General features: G+C 46.6%; 17 protein-coding genes and 1 riboswitch. Of the genes, 9 read left to right on the top strand and 8 right to left on the bottom strand.

The genetic code is table 11. The features are described 5' to 3' along the window. Positions 1–14 precede the first annotated feature (14 nt). The gene (locus MHH76_RS06605) at positions 15–1,520 is read left to right on the top strand and encodes a tripartite tricarboxylate transporter permease (RefSeq protein WP_003180636.1); all 1,506 of its coding nucleotides are present in this window, start codon (positions 15–17) and stop codon (positions 1,518–1,520) included. Positions 1,521–1,539: 19 nt separating this feature from the next. On the opposite strand, the gene MHH76_RS06610 is transcribed toward MHH76_RS06605, so the two are convergent. Together MHH76_RS06610 and MHH76_RS06615 are read right to left on the bottom strand one after the other, a co-directional pair. Then, on the bottom strand, positions 1,540–2,259 hold the full coding sequence (locus tag MHH76_RS06610) for a response regulator (RefSeq protein WP_020450941.1): 720 nt from the start codon (positions 2,257–2,259) through the stop codon (positions 1,540–1,542). A 22-nt stretch (positions 2,260–2,281) separates the two neighbouring features. After that, positions 2,282–3,826: a sensor histidine kinase gene (locus MHH76_RS06615; protein ID WP_025811637.1), complete on the bottom strand. Its 1,545-nt coding sequence runs from the start codon at positions 3,824–3,826 to the stop codon at positions 2,282–2,284. A gap of 170 nt (positions 3,827–3,996) precedes the next feature. Here MHH76_RS06615 and MHH76_RS06620 point away from each other — a divergent pair, with 170 nt between their 5' ends. After that, complete coding sequence (locus MHH76_RS06620) at positions 3,997–5,145, top strand: competence protein CoiA family protein (protein ID WP_025811636.1); 1,149 nt, start codon at positions 3,997–3,999, stop codon at positions 5,143–5,145. Positions 5,146–5,357: 212 nt separating this feature from the next. Beyond that, on the top strand, positions 5,358–7,187 hold the full coding sequence (gene pepF, locus MHH76_RS06625; RefSeq protein ID WP_023856662.1) for an oligoendopeptidase F: 1,830 nt from the start codon (positions 5,358–5,360) through the stop codon (positions 7,185–7,187). A 57-nt stretch (positions 7,188–7,244) separates the two neighbouring features. On the opposite strand, the gene MHH76_RS06630 is transcribed toward pepF, so the two are convergent. The 3 genes from MHH76_RS06630 to MHH76_RS06640 all read right to left on the bottom strand — a co-directional run bounded on the left by MHH76_RS06630 (position 7,245) and on the right by MHH76_RS06640 (position 9,121). After that, positions 7,245–7,412, bottom strand: coding sequence for a hypothetical protein (locus MHH76_RS06630; protein ID WP_023856663.1), 168 nt, complete (start codon positions 7,410–7,412; stop codon positions 7,245–7,247). Between the two features lie 411 nt (positions 7,413–7,823). Next, complete coding sequence (spxH, locus tag MHH76_RS06635) at positions 7,824–8,726, bottom strand: protease adaptor protein SpxH (RefSeq protein WP_003180650.1); 903 nt, start codon at positions 8,724–8,726, stop codon at positions 7,824–7,826. Further along, positions 8,723–9,121 carry a thiol management oxidoreductase gene (locus MHH76_RS06640; RefSeq protein ID WP_003180652.1) on the bottom strand — a complete coding sequence of 133 codons (399 nt, stop codon included), beginning with the start codon at positions 9,119–9,121 and terminating at the stop codon, positions 8,723–8,725. Before MHH76_RS06640 ends, spxH begins: the two co-directional genes overlap by 4 nt. 246 nt (positions 9,122–9,367) lie before the next feature. On the opposite strand from MHH76_RS06640, the gene MHH76_RS06645 reads away from it, so the two are divergent. Continuing rightward, the gene (locus MHH76_RS06645; RefSeq protein WP_155273793.1) at positions 9,368–9,535 is read left to right on the top strand and encodes a hypothetical protein; all 168 of its coding nucleotides are present in this window, start codon (positions 9,368–9,370) and stop codon (positions 9,533–9,535) included. Positions 9,536–9,605: 70 nt separating this feature from the next. On the opposite strand, the gene MHH76_RS06650 is transcribed toward MHH76_RS06645, so the two are convergent. Then, a complete protein-coding gene (locus tag MHH76_RS06650) occupies positions 9,606–10,259 on the bottom strand; it encodes a lytic transglycosylase domain-containing protein (protein ID WP_025811634.1) in 654 nt (217 codons plus the stop codon). Positions 10,260–10,271: 12 nt separating this feature from the next. After that, positions 10,272–10,844, bottom strand: coding sequence for a CYTH domain-containing protein (locus MHH76_RS06655; RefSeq protein ID WP_043054290.1), 573 nt, complete (start codon positions 10,842–10,844; stop codon positions 10,272–10,274). 130 nt (positions 10,845–10,974) lie between these two features. Between MHH76_RS06655 and MHH76_RS06660 the strand changes: the two genes are divergently transcribed. From MHH76_RS06660 to MHH76_RS06675, 4 genes are read left to right on the top strand one after another with little or no spacing between them, the layout of a single operon-like run. After that, positions 10,975–11,340 (top strand): hypothetical protein, encoded by a 366-nt coding sequence (locus MHH76_RS06660; protein ID WP_003180659.1) that lies wholly within the window; start codon positions 10,975–10,977, stop codon positions 11,338–11,340. Positions 11,341–11,371: 31 nt separating this feature from the next. Next, complete coding sequence (locus MHH76_RS06665) at positions 11,372–12,007, top strand: GTP pyrophosphokinase family protein (RefSeq protein ID WP_003180661.1); 636 nt, start codon at positions 11,372–11,374, stop codon at positions 12,005–12,007. 18 nt (positions 12,008–12,025) lie between these two features. Further along, the gene (locus MHH76_RS06670) at positions 12,026–12,826 is read left to right on the top strand and encodes an NAD kinase (RefSeq protein ID WP_023856668.1); all 801 of its coding nucleotides are present in this window, start codon (positions 12,026–12,028) and stop codon (positions 12,824–12,826) included. An 11-nt stretch (positions 12,827–12,837) separates the two neighbouring features. Then, positions 12,838–13,728 carry an RluA family pseudouridine synthase gene (locus MHH76_RS06675; protein ID WP_023856669.1) on the top strand — a complete coding sequence of 297 codons (891 nt, stop codon included), beginning with the start codon at positions 12,838–12,840 and terminating at the stop codon, positions 13,726–13,728. Between the two features lie 16 nt (positions 13,729–13,744). Here MHH76_RS06675 and prpE read toward each other — a convergent pair whose 3' ends face one another. Further along, positions 13,745–14,485, bottom strand: a complete 741-nt coding sequence (gene prpE, locus MHH76_RS06680) for a bis(5'-nucleosyl)-tetraphosphatase PrpE (RefSeq protein WP_020450951.1) — start codon at positions 14,483–14,485, stop codon at positions 13,745–13,747. A 264-nt stretch (positions 14,486–14,749) separates the two neighbouring features. On the opposite strand from prpE, the gene MHH76_RS06685 reads away from it, so the two are divergent. After that, positions 14,750–16,594, top strand: a complete 1,845-nt coding sequence (locus MHH76_RS06685; protein ID WP_020450952.1) for a monovalent cation:proton antiporter family protein — start codon at positions 14,750–14,752, stop codon at positions 16,592–16,594. A 59-nt stretch (positions 16,595–16,653) separates the two neighbouring features. Further along, positions 16,654–16,762: riboswitch (TPP riboswitch) on the top strand. Positions 16,763–16,772: the final 10 nt, after the last annotated feature.

Genomic DNA, 16,772 nt, shown 5'->3' on the forward strand with positions numbered 1-16,772 from the left:
AAGGAGGAAAGTGCATGTTAGATAGTATATTATACGGATTTCAGGTGGCGCTGACTCCGCAGAATATCATGTTCGCTTTTATCGGGGTGCTGATCGGGACGGTTATCGGGATGCTGCCCGGGCTTGGGCCGATCACTGCGATTGCCATTATGATCCCGTTAAGTTACGGAATGGACCCGGCCTCCGCGTTAATTTTGATGGCGGGTGTCTATTACGGAGCGGTCTTTGGCGGTTCGACGTCATCGATTCTGTTAAATGCCCCCGGAGTAGCGGGCACTGTCGCAACATCGTTTGACGGCTATCCGATGGCAAAGCAGGGGAAAGCGGGAAAAGCCCTTGCCATCGCTGCAATTTGCTCCTTTGCAGGCGGAACGATCACCGTAGTTGCGCTGATGCTCGTCGCACCGACAATGGCAAACATTGCGGTGACATTTGGACCGACAGAATATTTTGCATTGATGATGCTCGGCTTGGTGGCAATTTCAAGCCTTTCCGAAGGATCGACAGTCAAGGCGCTGATTTCTGCGACATTGGGCTTTATGACCGCTACCATCGGGATTGATCCGCAGACGGGGACCGAACGGTTTACATTCGGTGCGGCAAGCCTTCTGGAAGGCATCGATTTTCTGATCGTGGCTCTCGGTTTGTTTGCACTTGCTGAAGTTGCGTTCTTGATCAAGACGCGGAACAAGCCGATGACGGAAGGAGCGTCTCAGGTCGGCAGCCTGAAGGTGACGAAAAGCGAAATGAAAGAGATTTCGGGACCGATCGCAAGGCATTCGGTCATCGGATTTTTGCTCGGCATCCTGCCCGGTGCAGGGGCGACAATTGCATCATTTATTTCTTATATTACAGAGAAGAGAATCTCAAAACATCCTGAAACGTTTGGCAAGGGAAATATCAAAGGGGTCGCAGCACCTGAGACTTCGAACAATGCGGCAACGAGCGGCGCATTCGTACCCCTTCTGACACTCGGGATTCCCGGATCAGGAACAACGGCCGTCCTGCTCGGCGCCCTTTTGGTCGTCGGCGTTCAGCCGGGACCGCTCATGCTGACGGATCATCCCGACGTGTTCTGGGGCGTGATCGCAAGCATGTATATCGGCAATTTATTTCTGCTGATTTTAAATTTGCCGTTAATTCCTTTCTTGTCAAAAATTCTTCTGATTCCGAAGCAGCTTTTAATTTCGCTCATATTTGTTTTCTGCCTGATCGGCGTCTATGCTGTGACATTTAATGTCGTACATCTTTATATTCTGGTGTTCTTCGGAATCCTCGGGTATTTTATGAGAGTGCTGTCTTTTCCGGCGGCTCCGTTTATTTTAGCTTTTATTCTCGGAAGTTTGATGGAAGAATCGTTTAGACAAGCGATGACGCTGTCATCAGGAAGCCTGTCCGTGTTTTTTGAAAGTCCCGTCACAATCGGTTTATTGATTACGGCTCTTTTGTCGCTCATCGTACCGCCGATTTCCCGGGCAATGAAGAACAAAAATAAAAAGTCGATCGATTTGGAAGGCTGAGCTTTTGATGTCCGGAACGCTACGTTTCCGGACTTTCATTTTTCACAGGCTTGTAGCGGCGTTCGGGACGTCCGACGGTTCCATAGAAAAGTTCTGTTTTTACATGCTTTTCCGCAGCTAAAAATTCTAAATAGCGCCTTGCGGTCGTCCGGCTGACACCGATGGTGCGCCCGAGGTTTTCGGCGGTGATGCCATCGCTGTTTTCGCTTTTGTTTAAAACGCCGGCTACTTTTTTCAGCGTCAGGCCGTCGATTCCTTTCGGATAATCGGCTTCAGCGGTTTGTTTTTCTTTCATGATGCTTCGCCTTTTTGCCATCAAGCTGTCAACGTCTGTCTGATCGATTGAAGACATTTCATTTACCTTGAGCCGGTAGGACCGATAGTTTAACAGCGTTTCTTTCAGCCTGGAAAACATAATCGGCTTGATCAAATAATCGACGGCTCCCGCGCGAATCGCCTGTTCGACATACTCAACTTCTTTCGCCGCCGTAATCATCATGACGTCTGTATGTCTGAGCTTTTGTCTGATCAGCCAGAGAAGCTCCATGCCTGAGCCGTCCGGCAGAAAAATGTCGAGCAGGACAAGGTCGGGCTTCACGTCCGGAAGCAAATCCTTTGCATCTTGAAAATTTTCTGCGATTCCAATAACAGAAAATCCTTCAATTTTGCTGATCAGTTTTTGATGTATGTCAGCGTTCCTGATGTCATCCTCCACGATAAACACTTGTAATGCTTTCATAGGTCAGTCCCCCAGCGTTTCTCTATTTTGGTATCACGACAGTAAACAATGCTCCGCCAAGGTCGCTTTTATCCGCTTTGATTTGTCCGTTTAACGCATTGACGGCTTCTTTGACTAAAAAGAGGCCGAGACCGCGGTGATTAGCCGCTTTTGTCGAATAAAACTTTTGAAAGATCCGCTCCTGTTCCCCCTCGGGAATACCGTCTCCCGAGTCTTCGACTTCAATTAAGATGTGATCTCCCCCGTCTGACAAGAAGACAAGGATGCTGCGGTCTTTTTTGTGGGAAACGGCGTCAAAAGCATTCTCAATCAAATTTCCTAAAATCGTAATGAATTTGCCTTTGTCCATTTCGTCCGGCAAAGCGTCCAATTTTGAGCTTTCATCGATTTCCAGGTTGATGTGCAGCTCTTTTGCACGGTTGACCTTTCCCAGCAGCAACCCGGAAAGAAGCGGATCAGGAATCGAATGGATGAGAAATCGCAGCATTTCCTGATGGCTTTTGTTCTCTTTTTGGATCAATTCGAGCGCTTCAGAATAGCTTTCCAGCTGGATCAGTCCCGCGATTGTGTTCAGCTTGTTTGAATATTCGTGGGTCTGGGCTCTCAGACCTTCCGCGTATTGCGAAGTTTGCGCCAGCTTTTTGGAGAGTTCGTCAATGTCCGTCTTTCTCCTGAAGCTTGCAACGGCCCCGCGGATTTTTTCGTTTTCGAAAATCGGCACTCTGTTGACGATTAATTCTTCATTTCCGATCGTTAATTCCTGATCTTTTTGCGCCGTTTTCGTTTTCATCACTTCGGGGAGCAGCGTATCTGGAAGAAGCTCGGAAATCGGTTTGCCGAGCCACTGATCTTCGCTTTCGACGCGAAGGAGCTCACACGCTTTTCTATTCAAGAGCGTGATTTCTTCATGTTTGTTGATGGCGATCAAGGCCTCGTGCACAGATTCTGTAATCGCCTGTTTTTCAGTATATAATTGATTAATTTCATAAGGTTCAAGACCGAAAATGGACTTTTTGACATTGCGGGAAATATAGACGGCTCCCAAAACCCCCATCAGCACGACAAATCCTAATAAAAATATTAATTTTGTCTGATATTGAGAGACGATATCCTGAATATTTTCTTTTAAAAAACCGACTGAGATGATTCCGACGATTTTGCCGTTTTCATTAAGGATCGGGGCTTTGCCCCTGATGGCTGGGCCAAGCGTGCCGACGGCTTCCGAAATATATGCTTCCCCTTTTTCAAGAGCGCGCTGATTGTCTCCGCCGACCATCGGTTTGCCGATTTTTCCCGGGTCCGGATGAGCATAGCGAATCGCATCCGCCGAGCCGATCACAATGTATTGCGCACCGGACTGCTTTCTCGCGTTTTCTGCAATTGGCTGAAGGATTCGGGACGGATCGTCCGTTTCAAAGGCTTCCTGGACGGAAGGCATCTGGGCGAGCGTTTTCGCCATATCGAGCGCTCTGGCTTGAATTTGTGTTTTTAACGAATTTTCTAAAATGATTAAATAGAGGCCGCTCATAACAGAAAGCAAGATGAATAGCAGGGTGAGAATCAGCAATGTAAGCTTGGTGGTCAGCTTCCGTTTGATGTCAAAAACTCCTTTTCTAAAAATTTCGAGTTCTATAATACTACTTTATATAAAATCAGCCTGAATTTGAAGCGTTTTCAAAAAAAGGAAAGCTTCCGCGCATGTTGAATACTTGATCAAACAGGAAGGAGAGAGACAATATGTTCAGTGCAATGATCGATCAAGAAGAGATCATCTGTCTTGCCGACGGATACAAAACCGAAGATCTCAAGCGATTGAGAAAACGACATTTATTTTACTGTCCGGTTTGCCGGTGTGAACTCGACCTGAAAGTCGGTGCCGTCAAGCTCCCACACTTCGCTCATAAGCCGGGTGCAGCATGTCCGGTGCCTCATGAACCGGAGAGCTCCTATCACCTGAAAGGAAAACGGCTGTTGTACGAATGGCTCGGCAGACAAGGCTTCCGCCCGGTGCTTGAACCGTATTTGCAAGAGATCAGACAAAGGCCCGATTTGCTTCTGGAACACGAGACCCGCCAGGTTGCGGTTGAATTTCAATGTGCGAATCTAGATGCGGCAGCGTACCGAAAAAGAACGGACGGCTTTCTCAAACTGGGAATCGCGCCGTTGTGGATTCTGGGCGGTAACCGGGTAAGACGCTTGGCGAGGAGTTTTTTTCAGCTTTCAGGGTTTCACTGGCAGTTCGCTCAGAAAAGGGATAAGCCTCCTAAGCTCCTGTTTTTTTGCCCCGAACAAAAGGCTTTCATCATCCTCGAACACTTGATTCCCTTTCAAACAAACAAAACATCCGCATCCTTGCGTTTTCTCCCACTTGCTGAAGCAGGCTGGCATGATTTAACCGCATGGGAAAACTGTTCGCCTCTCCAGCTTAAAGGTTGGAAAGAAAACATCCGCAGCTTTCGAATGTCGACCGTGCGTTTTTTATCAAAAGAAGCGAAGCAGATAGCCGCGCTCTTTTATGAAAAGTTCCGGCTCCCGCTCCCGTTTTTCCCCTCAGAAGTCTTTCTCCCGGTGCCGTCAGGCTATATTTTTGCCCACCCGGTTTATGTGTGGCAAGGGCACCTTTTCTTATTTATAACGAAGCATGATACGTTTCGCCTGCAGTCTGCGGTTCATTATATGGACTGGCTCGTCAAGGGTAAAAGGCTGAAGCTGAGATGGAGCGGGCAGCAAACGGCTGCTGATGCCGTTTGTGAATACATTTGTTTTTTGCATAAAAAAGGATTTTTAGAGAGGAAAGAGGAATTTTATTATTCCGCGGGTCCTGTTGCTCCGGAGCCGCGGCTGGAGGCGCTGTTAAAAAGGGATGAACATTATTTTTCCGAATGATTATCAAGCCTTTCGTTCAACCTAAAGAAAGGAAGGTGGTGTCCGGACTGTTTCAGATCAAAAGATATGTATTTTATTTTTTAACGGCGGGATTTTGCGTCTTTTTTTTCGCATATGATTTGACAAAAGACGGTGAAAAAACAGAAGATAAACACAATACAAGTTTATTGGACAACAATGGACTTGGAGTAAAGAAAGCGAGGGGATTGACAGTGGCTGAAGAAAAAAAATCGAAGAAACTGCCTTCAAGAGAAGAGGTGAAGCAAGAAGACACGTGGAGACTTGAGGATATCTTCCCGTCAGATGATGCTTGGAGCGAGGAATTTCAAGCCGTTAAAGAACTGCTGCCCAAGCTTTCCGAATTCAAGGGCAGGCTCGGCCATTCCGCCGATGATCTATATGAAGCGCTGACTTATCAGGATAAGGTGATGGAGCGTCTCGGGAAGCTGTATACTTACGCTCACATGCGCTATGATCAGGATACTGGAAATTCTTTTTACCAAGGTCTCAATGATAAAGCGGCCAACCTCTATACCCAGGCAGCGAGCGCAACGGCCTACATGGTGCCGGAAATACTATCGATTCAGGAAGAAAAGCTTCAGCAGTTCCTGCTGGAAAAAGAGGAGTTAAAGCTTTACTCGCATGCTCTCGAAGAAATCAATAAAGAGCGTCCTCACGTACTGAGCGAGGAGGAGGAAGGAATTTTGGCCGAAGCGTCTGATGTTCTTTCATCTTCTTCCAACACGTTCGGCATGCTGAATAACGCTGATATGGAATTTCCGGAGATCACCGATGAAAATGGAGAAAAGGTACAGCTCACACACGGCAATTATGTCACCTTTTTGGAAAGCGAGAACCGCGATGTCCGCCGCGCGGCATTCAAGGCGGTTTACGAAACATACGGCCGCTTTAAAAACACGCTCGCTTCCACGCTCAGCGGAGCTGTGAAAAAAGACAACTTTTATGCGAAGGTTAAACATTATAAATCGGCGCGGGAAGCTGCTTTGTCGCGAAACAGCATTCCTGAAGAAGTCTATGACAATCTTGTCAGCACGATCAACAAGCATCTCCCGCTTCTTCACCGCTATGTTGAGCTTAGAAAAAAAGTGCTTGAGCTTGATGAGGTACACATGTATGACCTGTATACTCCGCTGGTAAAGGACTCTGGAATGAAAGTTACCTACGAGCAGGCAAAGGACTATATGCTAAAAGGTTTGACGCCTTTAGGGGAAGAATATTCATCCATTCTGAAAGAAGGCTTGAACAACCGCTGGGTCGATGTGTATGAAAACAAAGGAAAACGCAGCGGCGCTTATTCTTCAGGAACTTACGGAACCAATCCGTATATTTTGATGAACTGGCAGGACAACGTCAATAATTTGTTTACGCTCGTCCATGAATTCGGCCATTCCGTGCACAGCTACTATACGAGAAAATATCAGCCTTACCCGTACGGAAACTACAGCATTTTCGTAGCCGAAGTAGCTTCTACGACGAATGAAGCACTTTTGGGAGAATACTTGCTGAATACAATCGACGATGAAAAACAGCGGCTCTACATTTTGAATCATATGCTTGAAGGCTTCAAAGGAACGGTTTTCAGACAAACGATGTTTGCCGAATTTGAACATGAGATCCATAGCAAAGCCCAGGAAGGGGAACCGCTGACACCTGAGCTGTTAACGAGCATCTACTATGATTTGAATAAGAAATATTTCGGTGACAATATTGAGATTGATAAGGAAATCGGTCTTGAGTGGTCAAGAATACCGCATTTCTATTACAATTATTATGTGTATCAGTATGCGACAGGCTTCAGTGCAGCTCAGGCACTCAGTCAGCAGATTTTAAAAGAAGGCAAATCGGCTGTTGACCGCTATATTGAGTTCTTGAAAGCGGGTAGCTCGGATTATCCGATTGAAGTGCTGAAAAAAGCCGGTGTTGATATGACATCTTCGGAGCCGATCGAAGCTGCGTGCAAAAAGTTTGAAGAGCAGCTGAACGAAATGGAAGAACTTTTGCAAAAAGTCAATCATTCATAATAGGCGAGTATATAGAAGAGGCTGCCGGTCATACCGGCAGCCTTGTTTTCGATGAGGTCAAAAACCTTTAAATGTTTTGCGGTGGTTGAGGCGGCTGAGCGTAAAAAGGATTGATATAAATAAGAGAGGGGACGTAATATAAAGGGGAAACATATTCATCAAACCTAAAATATTCAAGACGAAAAAAAATAATATTGATGCAAGTCCTAAAATGATCTGAAGCATAAAAACCCTCCTAAGGACTGATAAAATTTCACAGGGGGAGACGATGCGCAAAAAGGCAGCAAAACCGGGCGCCAGTTCGCATAAATCGCGGTATGGCAACGTGCGGCGGGCTCGTTTTCTTTGTTACTTTGATCATATGATGGACATCTATTTTTTATGTTTTTGTGACAAAAATGTGAAAACTAATGAAATCAGTTGTCAAAACTCGACATGATTTGATATTATAAAGATGTGAAATTGATCACAAACAAACATTTACCCCTTTGTTTGACCGTGAAAAATTTCTCCCATCCCCTTTGTTGTCGTTAAGACATAATTAGAAACCGCGCTTATCCCGGCGCGGTTTCTTACTGCTTCAAAAAGGAACGTGCGTTCGTTTTAGCGCGAAAAAAAACACGGGAGAAACCCGTGCTATTTTTCGCATTGATAAAGCGGTCCGGCATCATGATGTCCGTTTATATAGCGCCAGAACATGCCGTGTTTCGCTTCCACTCTTTCGACTTTGCGGGCGAACGCGAGCTTTTTCATTTCCCGTTCCACCTCTTCCAGCGTCCAGTCGTAAACGACGGCAATTTCTTTGTCGGCTACAAATTGAAAGTATTCGATAAAAAGTTCGAGCGGAGGTGTTTGTGAAGGCTTCGGCTCATCGCCGAGCATCTCAAACAATACTTCTTCGTAAATCTCGTATGAATAATTTCCGGTTACTTTTAAGCCTTCTCCTTCGCGGAGACTGTTAAAAAACGTAAGAGTCGGGACAGATGCCACTTCCATTTCGGCAGCGATTTTCAAATCGCATTGCAGGGCTTTCACGGCGCTCTGCGAATGAAGATCCCTTTTAAATTCCTCCAGATCGAGCTGTGTATGCTCTGCGATCGCCAGCAGCACCTGTTCTTCGGTGATATCCTGCCGATTGAGAAACAGGCTTTCCTGCATGCATCTCAAAAACTGCAGCCCTGCTTTTCTGCCTTGCAGTTCCGCCGCTTTTAAAGCGAGTGAAGCGAGGTATGGTGCGGAGAGCGCTTTGTCATGCAGGAGCGTCCCGTCACAAGACATGCCTGATCTGCATGCGATCTTTTCCCATGCCTCTGCGAGGCGGTGCTTTTTACGTTTCTGAACGTTCAGCGCTGTGATGCTGCATGCGGCGATGATCCTTAGTGTGAAAAAACGGCCGTAGCGGATTTTCAACTTTTTGATCGCCGGCTCCAAAGCCCAGCATTCAGGAGACAAAGGGTCGACAAACATATAAATTTCCATCGGTTTTTGCGGATGTCCATGGCAATGGGAGAAAAATTGGTCACGCTGATTTAGTGTCAATGTGAACCATCCTCCATTTTAGGCTGATTTACCATATGTCTGGCTGTCAATGTCAGCCTTTCAAAAAGAAATTCCCTTATTTCGCCCTTTAAACCGACATGATCCATTGCCTCTTTCATACACGAAAGCCATGCGTCCGCCCGTTCCGGTGTGATTGGAAACGGCAGGTGCCGCGCCCTCAGCATCGGGTGTCCGTGTTCTTCTGTATAAAGCGGCGGACCGCCTAAATATTGCGTTAAAAATTGCTTCTGTTTTCTTGCCGTTTCCGTTAAGTCGTCCGGAAAAATCGGGTAGAGCAGCGGATGCCGCTTTACACGCTCATAAAAAGTATCAACAAGTTGCGATAGAAGCTCTTCTCCAATCGCTTCATAAGGTGCGTTAAACGATTGTCCCATGTTGACTACTCCTTTTAATATGGCTAATAGGAAAATATACCGATTCCTATCGCAAAAAAATATTTATCTTGTGCATCATTTATTATTTCACGATTGTATATACTTATTTTAGCAACCTCGTTCCATTTCTACAAACAAACCGACTTCTGCCTGCGGGCGAAAATCGCTGATTTTGTTTCAAATATCATATCATATTCGCTTCTTAAATGTGTATTTTTAATACCGGGAGGATCAAAGAGGAAGTAAATGCGGACAAAAAAAGCCGGAAAGCATCCTTTCCGGCTCAGCGTGTCGACAAACCCTCGCATTCGTTGTCAGGCCTGCGCGTCGGTGCTCACGAATTCCAACATTCGCTCCGCTCCGATGCTCGGCCTTCCTAGACTGCAAGGGTTTTCAATCACGCTGAAAGGATGACAAAATCCCAAAACTAAAAGTCGTTTTGGGATTTTGTCAACAATCTGAGCCGGAAAGCATCCTTTCCGGCTTAAGCATAGTAATTTGAGGTGATTCTTTTTACATAATTTTGCGTTTCTTTAAAAGGGGGAATGCCTCCGTATTTTTGGACATTTCCCGGTCCGGCATTGTAGGCCGCTAATGCGAGGTTCACATTCCCGCTGTATTTATCGAGCATCTGCTTTAAGTATTTTGTTCCGCCTTCTATATTTTGTACGGGGTCAAAAGCGTTATTCACGCCGAGCGCTTTCGCCGTTGACGGCATGAGCTGCATCAGGCCCATGGCGCCGGCCGGGCTGACTGCTTTTTCCTGGTAGCGCGATTCCTGCTTGACGACGGCATGAATCAGCTTCTCATCGACTCCGTATTTTTCTGCGGCGTTTTTGATGATCTGGTCAATGCTCTGATTTTGGCCGCCGAAAGAGACGGGTTTCGCTGCGGCAGATGGGACGGCCGCAATTGCCGCAGGCTTTTCGGCTGTCAGCGGCGCCTGGAGCTGAGACCCTGTCGACACGGCCGGAACAACCGCGGGCTGTGAAGACTCCAAACCGCCGACATTGCTTAAATATTGGTTTAAAATCGAGCTGAAATCAAAACCAGCATCTTCGGAACCGCTGTCTGAAGCCGGATAAAACGACCGTATCGCCTGTAGTTCCAAAAGGGCGGCCAAATGGTTGACGTTCATTGTTTTCCCACCTTATTGATCTTTAAGTTTTTGTTCATAAAATCGGATGATTTTATTTTTGGTTTCACGCTCAGGGATGCCGAACGATTTCAGCAGTTCAGAGAAATCCCGTTTTCCGCGTTCATAGTCTGTCACTTCGAATTCAACTTCAAAGTCTTCTACCATTAAGTATCGGCTGTGATCCAAAACAATTAAGCCTTGCGGCAATTTTTTTTCTGCACGGCTTGTTGCAAGCGTTCCGAAAAGGATGAGCTCGTCCGGTTGAATGCCGAGGCGCTTCAGGCAATCGTATACCGGTCCATGCGGAATTGTGAACGTTTCAAATTCGGGCTTCCCGGTCAGCTCCTGGTGGGTTTCCATCAGACCTACAGGTGCCGGCTCTTTTAATGTCAGTACATATCGCTGCTGTTTTTCGCGAATTCTTAAAGCCGCTCCTTTTTCTTTTAAAGAAAAGGAGGACGTATCGTAATAATGGTTTTTTTGTATAACAAATTGCTCGGAAGTAAATTGATAATATGATTTGATTTTCTCAAATTCTTTTTTTGTCAGCATATTTTTAAATTCGATTTCAAGTTCCTGGCTCATTCTTTAATTTTTTCATCCTCTCAGCTGGTAAAATTGCATTTTCCTTATTATCTCTTGAGAAGGAACGTTTATCAATATTGAAGCTGATATGATAAAATGAATCTGTACTTTTATTGTAAAGGAGAGCATTATGCAGAACAGAATTGAGATTACAGAAGCCAATCTGCGAAACGACCGGCTGGTGTTGACCAGCGAAATCAATGACGGAGCGGAGCGGAAACCGGCCGGACGCATGCTGACAGACTCCGATCATTTTGCATTTGTATACATACTTGAACAGGACGATTCCTTTGAATACGTCATTTTAAACGAAGGCATCTGGTCCGATCTTAAAGCGGCCCTCGACGCCAATCTTCCTGTGTTTTTACATATCGGAAACACGGAGCTGGAGCTTAACGGGTTCCATGATGAGCTCGGATATTTAATAGAGAATATTAAAGATAATGCAAATTATGGCGAAGAAATGGAAGAGAGAGTGAAACGGATATTCCTCTAGAAAAAAAGGCGATGAAATTGGGGGAAGGTTTATGGACGAAAAACAATGGGAGCAATTTTTAGCGCCGTACCGGCAGGCTGTTGAAGAGCTGAAAGTGAAGCTGAAAGGGATCCGGACCCTTTACGAATACGAGGAGGAACATTCGCCGATCGAATTCGTGACAGGGCGGGTGAAGCCTGTTCCGAGTATTCTTGAGAAGGCCAAGCGGAAAAACATTCCTCTGCACAACATTGAAAGCATGCAAGATATTGCCGGGCTCAGAATCATGTGCCAATTTTTTGAGGATATTCGCATTGTCGTCGATATGCTTCTGGCGAGAAAGGACTTCACGGTCGTGGATAAGCGCGACTATATCGCGGAACATAAAGAGAGCGGCTACCGCTCCTACCACCTCGTCGTGCTGTACCCTTTGCAGACAATCAACGGGGAAAAACAGATTTTGGTTGAAATTCAAATCCGGACGCTGGCGATGAATTTTTGGGCGACAATCGAACATTCTTTAAATTATAAATACAGCGGCAACATTCCGGAAAAAGTAAAATTAAGGCTTCAAAGAGCTTCTGAAGCAGCATCAAGGCTCGATATGGAAATGTCCGAGATCAGGGGCGAGATTCAGGAGGCTCACGTGGCATTTTCACGCAAGAAAAAGGATGAGGATGACGGTTAGGGGAAAGGAGATGGAATGATGAAGTTTGCGGTATCGTCCAAAGGAAATGATGTTTCCGATTCATTAAAAAGCAAAATTCAAACATATCTGCTCGACTTCGGTCTTGAATGCGATGAAGAAGAGCCGGATATCGTCATTTCCGTCGGTGGTGACGGAACGCTTTTATACGCATTTCACAAATACAGCGGCCGCCTCGACAAAACGGCCTTTGTCGGGGTTCATACAGGACATCTCGGCTTTTATGCCGACTGGGTGCCGACCGAGATTGAAAAACTCGTAATCGCGATTGCGAAAACGCCGTATCAAATTGTTGAATATCCGGTTTTGGAAGTTATCGTCCGCTACAATGACGGCAGCGATGAAGCGAGATATTTGGCGCTGAACGAATGTACGATCAAGAGCATCGAAGGGACGCTTGTGACAGATGTCGAAATTAAAGGGGAACTTTTCGAAACGTTCCGCGGCGACGGCCTTTGCTTATCGACCCCATCGGGAAGCACGGCATATAACAAGGCGCTCGGCGGTGCGATTATTCATCCGTCCATCAGAGCGGTCCAGCTGGCTGAAATGGCGTCGATCAACAACCGGGTGTTTCGGACGGTCGGATCGCCGCTCATTCTGCCTGAGCACCACACTTGTTTAATTAAACCGATTAATGATGTGACGTTTCAAGTCGCGATTGACCATTTGACATTGCTGCATAAAGACGTCAAGTCAATTCAATGCCGCGTCGCAAACGAAAATATCAGGTTTGCCCGCTTTCGGCCGTTTCCGTTTTGGAAAAGGGTCCAGGATTCCTTTATCGGAAAAGGAGAATAGGAAGGTTTGCTGTGAGCGATTTTTTGATGAAACAGATCATAACAGAAGAGGACAGCGGGGTTCTTTTGAAAGAATACGTCCAGCGGCTGGGCATTTCAAAAAGGATGCTGACGGACATCAAATTCGGCGGCGGGGATCTTTTGGTAAACGGCGGGCATGTAACGGTCAGATACGTTCTTCAAAAAGGGGACGAGCTCGTCATACAGTTCCCTCCGGAAAAAATGAGCGAATCTTTGCGCCCGGAAGAAATTCCGCTTGATATTTTGTTCGAAGATGACCATGTCCTCGTATTAAATAAACAGCCATGCCTGTCGTCGATTCCCTCGCGCGAGCATCCATCAGGCAGCTTGGCGAACGGTCTGATTCATTATTACCAGCGGACGGGCGTGCGCGCGACCGTTCACCTGGTGAGCAGGCTTGACCGCGACACATCGGGTGTCATGCTTGTAGCCAAGCACCGCTTCGCCCACTCGCTTTTATCGGGACTGCAAAAAAAGGGAGCCGTCAAACGGCAATATCGGGCGGTCGTCCACGGTTTGATCGCAGAAGAGCAGGGAACGATCGATGCGCCAATCGGCAGAAAATCATCGAGCATCATCGAGCGTGCGGTGATCCCCGACGGGCAAAAAGCGGTGACGCATTTTTGGGTGAACAGGCGCTTCAGCGGTATGACGGATGTCTCCATCCGTCTGGAAACCGGGAGAACCCATCAGATCCGAGTTCACATGAGTCATATCGGATATCCTTTGTGCGGTGATACGCTGTACGGAGGAACCCGTGGCTTCATCAATCGGCAGGCGCTCCACAGTGAGACGCTGACGTTTTTTCATCCCTTCACAATGGAAGAGCTGACGTTTCAAGCGCCGGTTGCGCATGATATGAGTCAGTTGATAGAGAGCTGAATTAAGCTCTCTTTTTTTATGGCTCCATACGGAATCTTGACTCATCATAAGGCAATGAAGAGGGGACAGATTCGGTTGTCAGTTCGGGGTATCTGAAAGCGGTCAGCCTGTTGCCGAATACACAACCGGTATCGATATTGATCGTATGATGTATCATTCGCGGACGTTTGACAGGAGTGTGGCCGTACACCACCCACGGATCGCCTTTGTAATGAGCGGCCCAGTCCCGCCTGACCGGCCGTCCGTCAGGCAGCGTTTCTCCTGTAATATCTCCGTATAGCACAAACTGTTTTACTTTTCCGACAGGCTTTTTGCCGATGTCTTCCGCTTTGATGCCGGCATGTGCGACGACAAGTTCGCCGTTATGCAGGATCTCATAAAGAGGGGCGTTTTCATAAAGGCGCATGAAAAGGTCTCTGATATCCTTCTGTTTATGTTTCGGAAGGTTTCTGTATTCCGCCGCCGTCGTCTCCAGCCCGTGCTGCAGCTTCACCGGATTGCCTTTGAAAAAACGGTACAGCTTATTGCAGTGATTGCCGGGCACATATCGCACAGCTCCTTCTTCAACGGCCCGTCCTACAAATTCAACGACCTCCAGCGATTTTGGCCCTCTGTCTGTTAAATCCCCGAGAAAGACAAGTGTTCTGTTTTCCGGATGAACGGGAAACCCCGATGACAGCGAGTAACCGAGCTTTTCAATCAGCGCAATCATTTCGTCATAGCACCCGTGAATATCGCCGATTACATCATATTTCATGCGTTTTCTGCCTCCTGTCTGCGTATGTATATACATTGCCCAGTCCATATATAAATCAAGCTTCAGCGACTTTCGCCGGAGAAAATCAGGCATATTACTTTTTTTTCTGAGCGAGCATTGTTAAAATCGATTTTTACACCTGTGAGAAAAGAGTTCAGACGGTTCTTTTCCCACATGAAAATGTCTAAAAAGATGTCCCTTTTATTTTTAAAAAAGGGAACGCTAATCATACCCGGAAACCGGTTTTAGAGGAGGTACCAGTTTATGGAGCACACATCTGTCTCATCTTTAGTTGTCGTACTGATTATCGCATTTTTAACGCCCATCCTGCTGCACCGTTTCAGGTTAAGCATACCGGTGGTTGTCGCTGAAATTATCATGGGTCTTATTATCGGAAAAAGCGGGTTCGATCTGGTCGCCCAGCACGATACATGGCTCGAAACTTTATCGATGCTCGGATTTATCTTTTTAATGTTTTTAAGCGGGCTTGAAATCGATTTTTCCGCATTTGAAAAAGGAAAGAAAAAGCAGCTGCTTCCAAGCGGAAAGGAAGCGCCGAATACATTTAAAACGGCTTCGGTCATCTTTATTGCCGTCTTTATTTTATCGCTCGGCCTTTCTTACAGCTTTGTCATGGCAGGATTTATTGACAACGCCTTTTTAATGACGCTGATCATTTCGACAATTTCGCTCGGGGTTGTCGTTCCGACGCTGAAAGAAGAGCGTCTCATGAAGACAAATATCGGCCAGATTATTTTGCTTGTCGCCGTCATTGCCGATCTTGTCACGATGATTCTGCTTGCAGTGTTCGCCTCAATCTACGGGGACGAAAACAGCAATATGTGGCTGCTGATGATCTTATTTGCCGCCGGCGTCGTTTTATACCTGTTCGGAAGGATATTTAAAAAGCGGCCTTTTGTCGAAGTGCTGTCAAAAGGAACGATCCAGATCGGCACAAGGGCGATATTTACGCTGATCATCGTACTTGTGGCGCTGTCCGAGTCGCTCGGTGCAGAAAACATACTTGGCGCGTTTTTGGCCGGGGTGCTTGTTTCGCTGCTTTCGCCGAACAAGGAGCTCGTTCAGCAGCTCGATTCATTCGGATACGGATTCCTCATCCCGATCTTCTTTGTGATGACAGGCGTCAAATTGGACATTTGGTCACTGTTTGGCAATCCGAAAATTTTAGTGATGATCCCGCTTCTGTTTGTGGCTCTGTTAATCAGCAAAGTCGTTCCGGTGCTGTTTTTGAAAAAGTGGTATGACATGAAAACCGTGCTGGCTTCCGGTTTTCTCCTGACTTCCACGCTTTCTTTGGTGATCGCGGCGACAACGATCGGCGAGCGCATCGGCGTGATTGACGCGCAGATGTCCGGCGCGCTGATTCTGGTCGCTGTCATTACATGCATCATCACACCGACCGGCTTTAAAAAATTAATGCCGAAAACGGAAAGCGAAAAAGAGAAAAAGACGATCACCTTTATCGGCGCAAATCAAATGACGCTGCCAGTCACGCTCGAACTTTCTCCGGAAGATTATCACGTCAGAATCCTGCATGTCCGGCAGGAAAAAAAGGAAGAAAATCTGGCGGACCCGGTGTTTGATGTTGAAGTTTTGCCTGATTATGAATACGAGACGCTTCAATCATTCGGCGTTTTCCAAACGGATATACTCGTCGTGGCCACTGGCAGCGAAGAGCGCAATACAGGGATCGCACTTTTTGCGAAGGAGCAGAAAGTCGCGAGAATTATCGCCAGCGCAGATTCTCCAGACGCCGAATCCAGACTGAAAGATAACGGAATTGATACATTCTCTATTCTGCTTTCTACAAAAACGCTGCTGCGCGCGCTTATCGAGGCGCCTGGCGTTATGAAACTCCTGACGAACCAGGATGCGTCGCTGTATCAGATCAATATGAGCAATGAGCGATTTGACGGTGTTCTGTTAAGGGAGTTTCCGTTTACGGGAGATGTTATCTTCGTCCGAATTTTCCGCGGGGTGGACAGCATCGTGCCCCACGGGGATACAAGGCTGCAATTGGGTGACAGGCTGATCGCCACCGGTTCGCGCGAATATATTGCGGAATTGAGAAAAACGCTTGGAGACTGATGCTTGACCATTTTGCAATTCGTGATAAGATAAAAGTATAAACTGAATGAACAAGAAATGTTTTCCACTAGGGGAGTCCTTGATAAGGGCTGAGATAAAAGTGTGACTTTTAGACCCTCATAACCTGAACAGGTTCAAACCTGCGTAGGGAAGTGGCACGGTATTTGAGTATGTATTT

Origin of the sequence: Bacillus sp. FSL L8-0193 (assembly GCF_037976065.1) — a bacterium.
GTDB lineage: Bacteria > Bacillota > Bacilli > Bacillales > Bacillaceae > Bacillus > Bacillus paralicheniformis.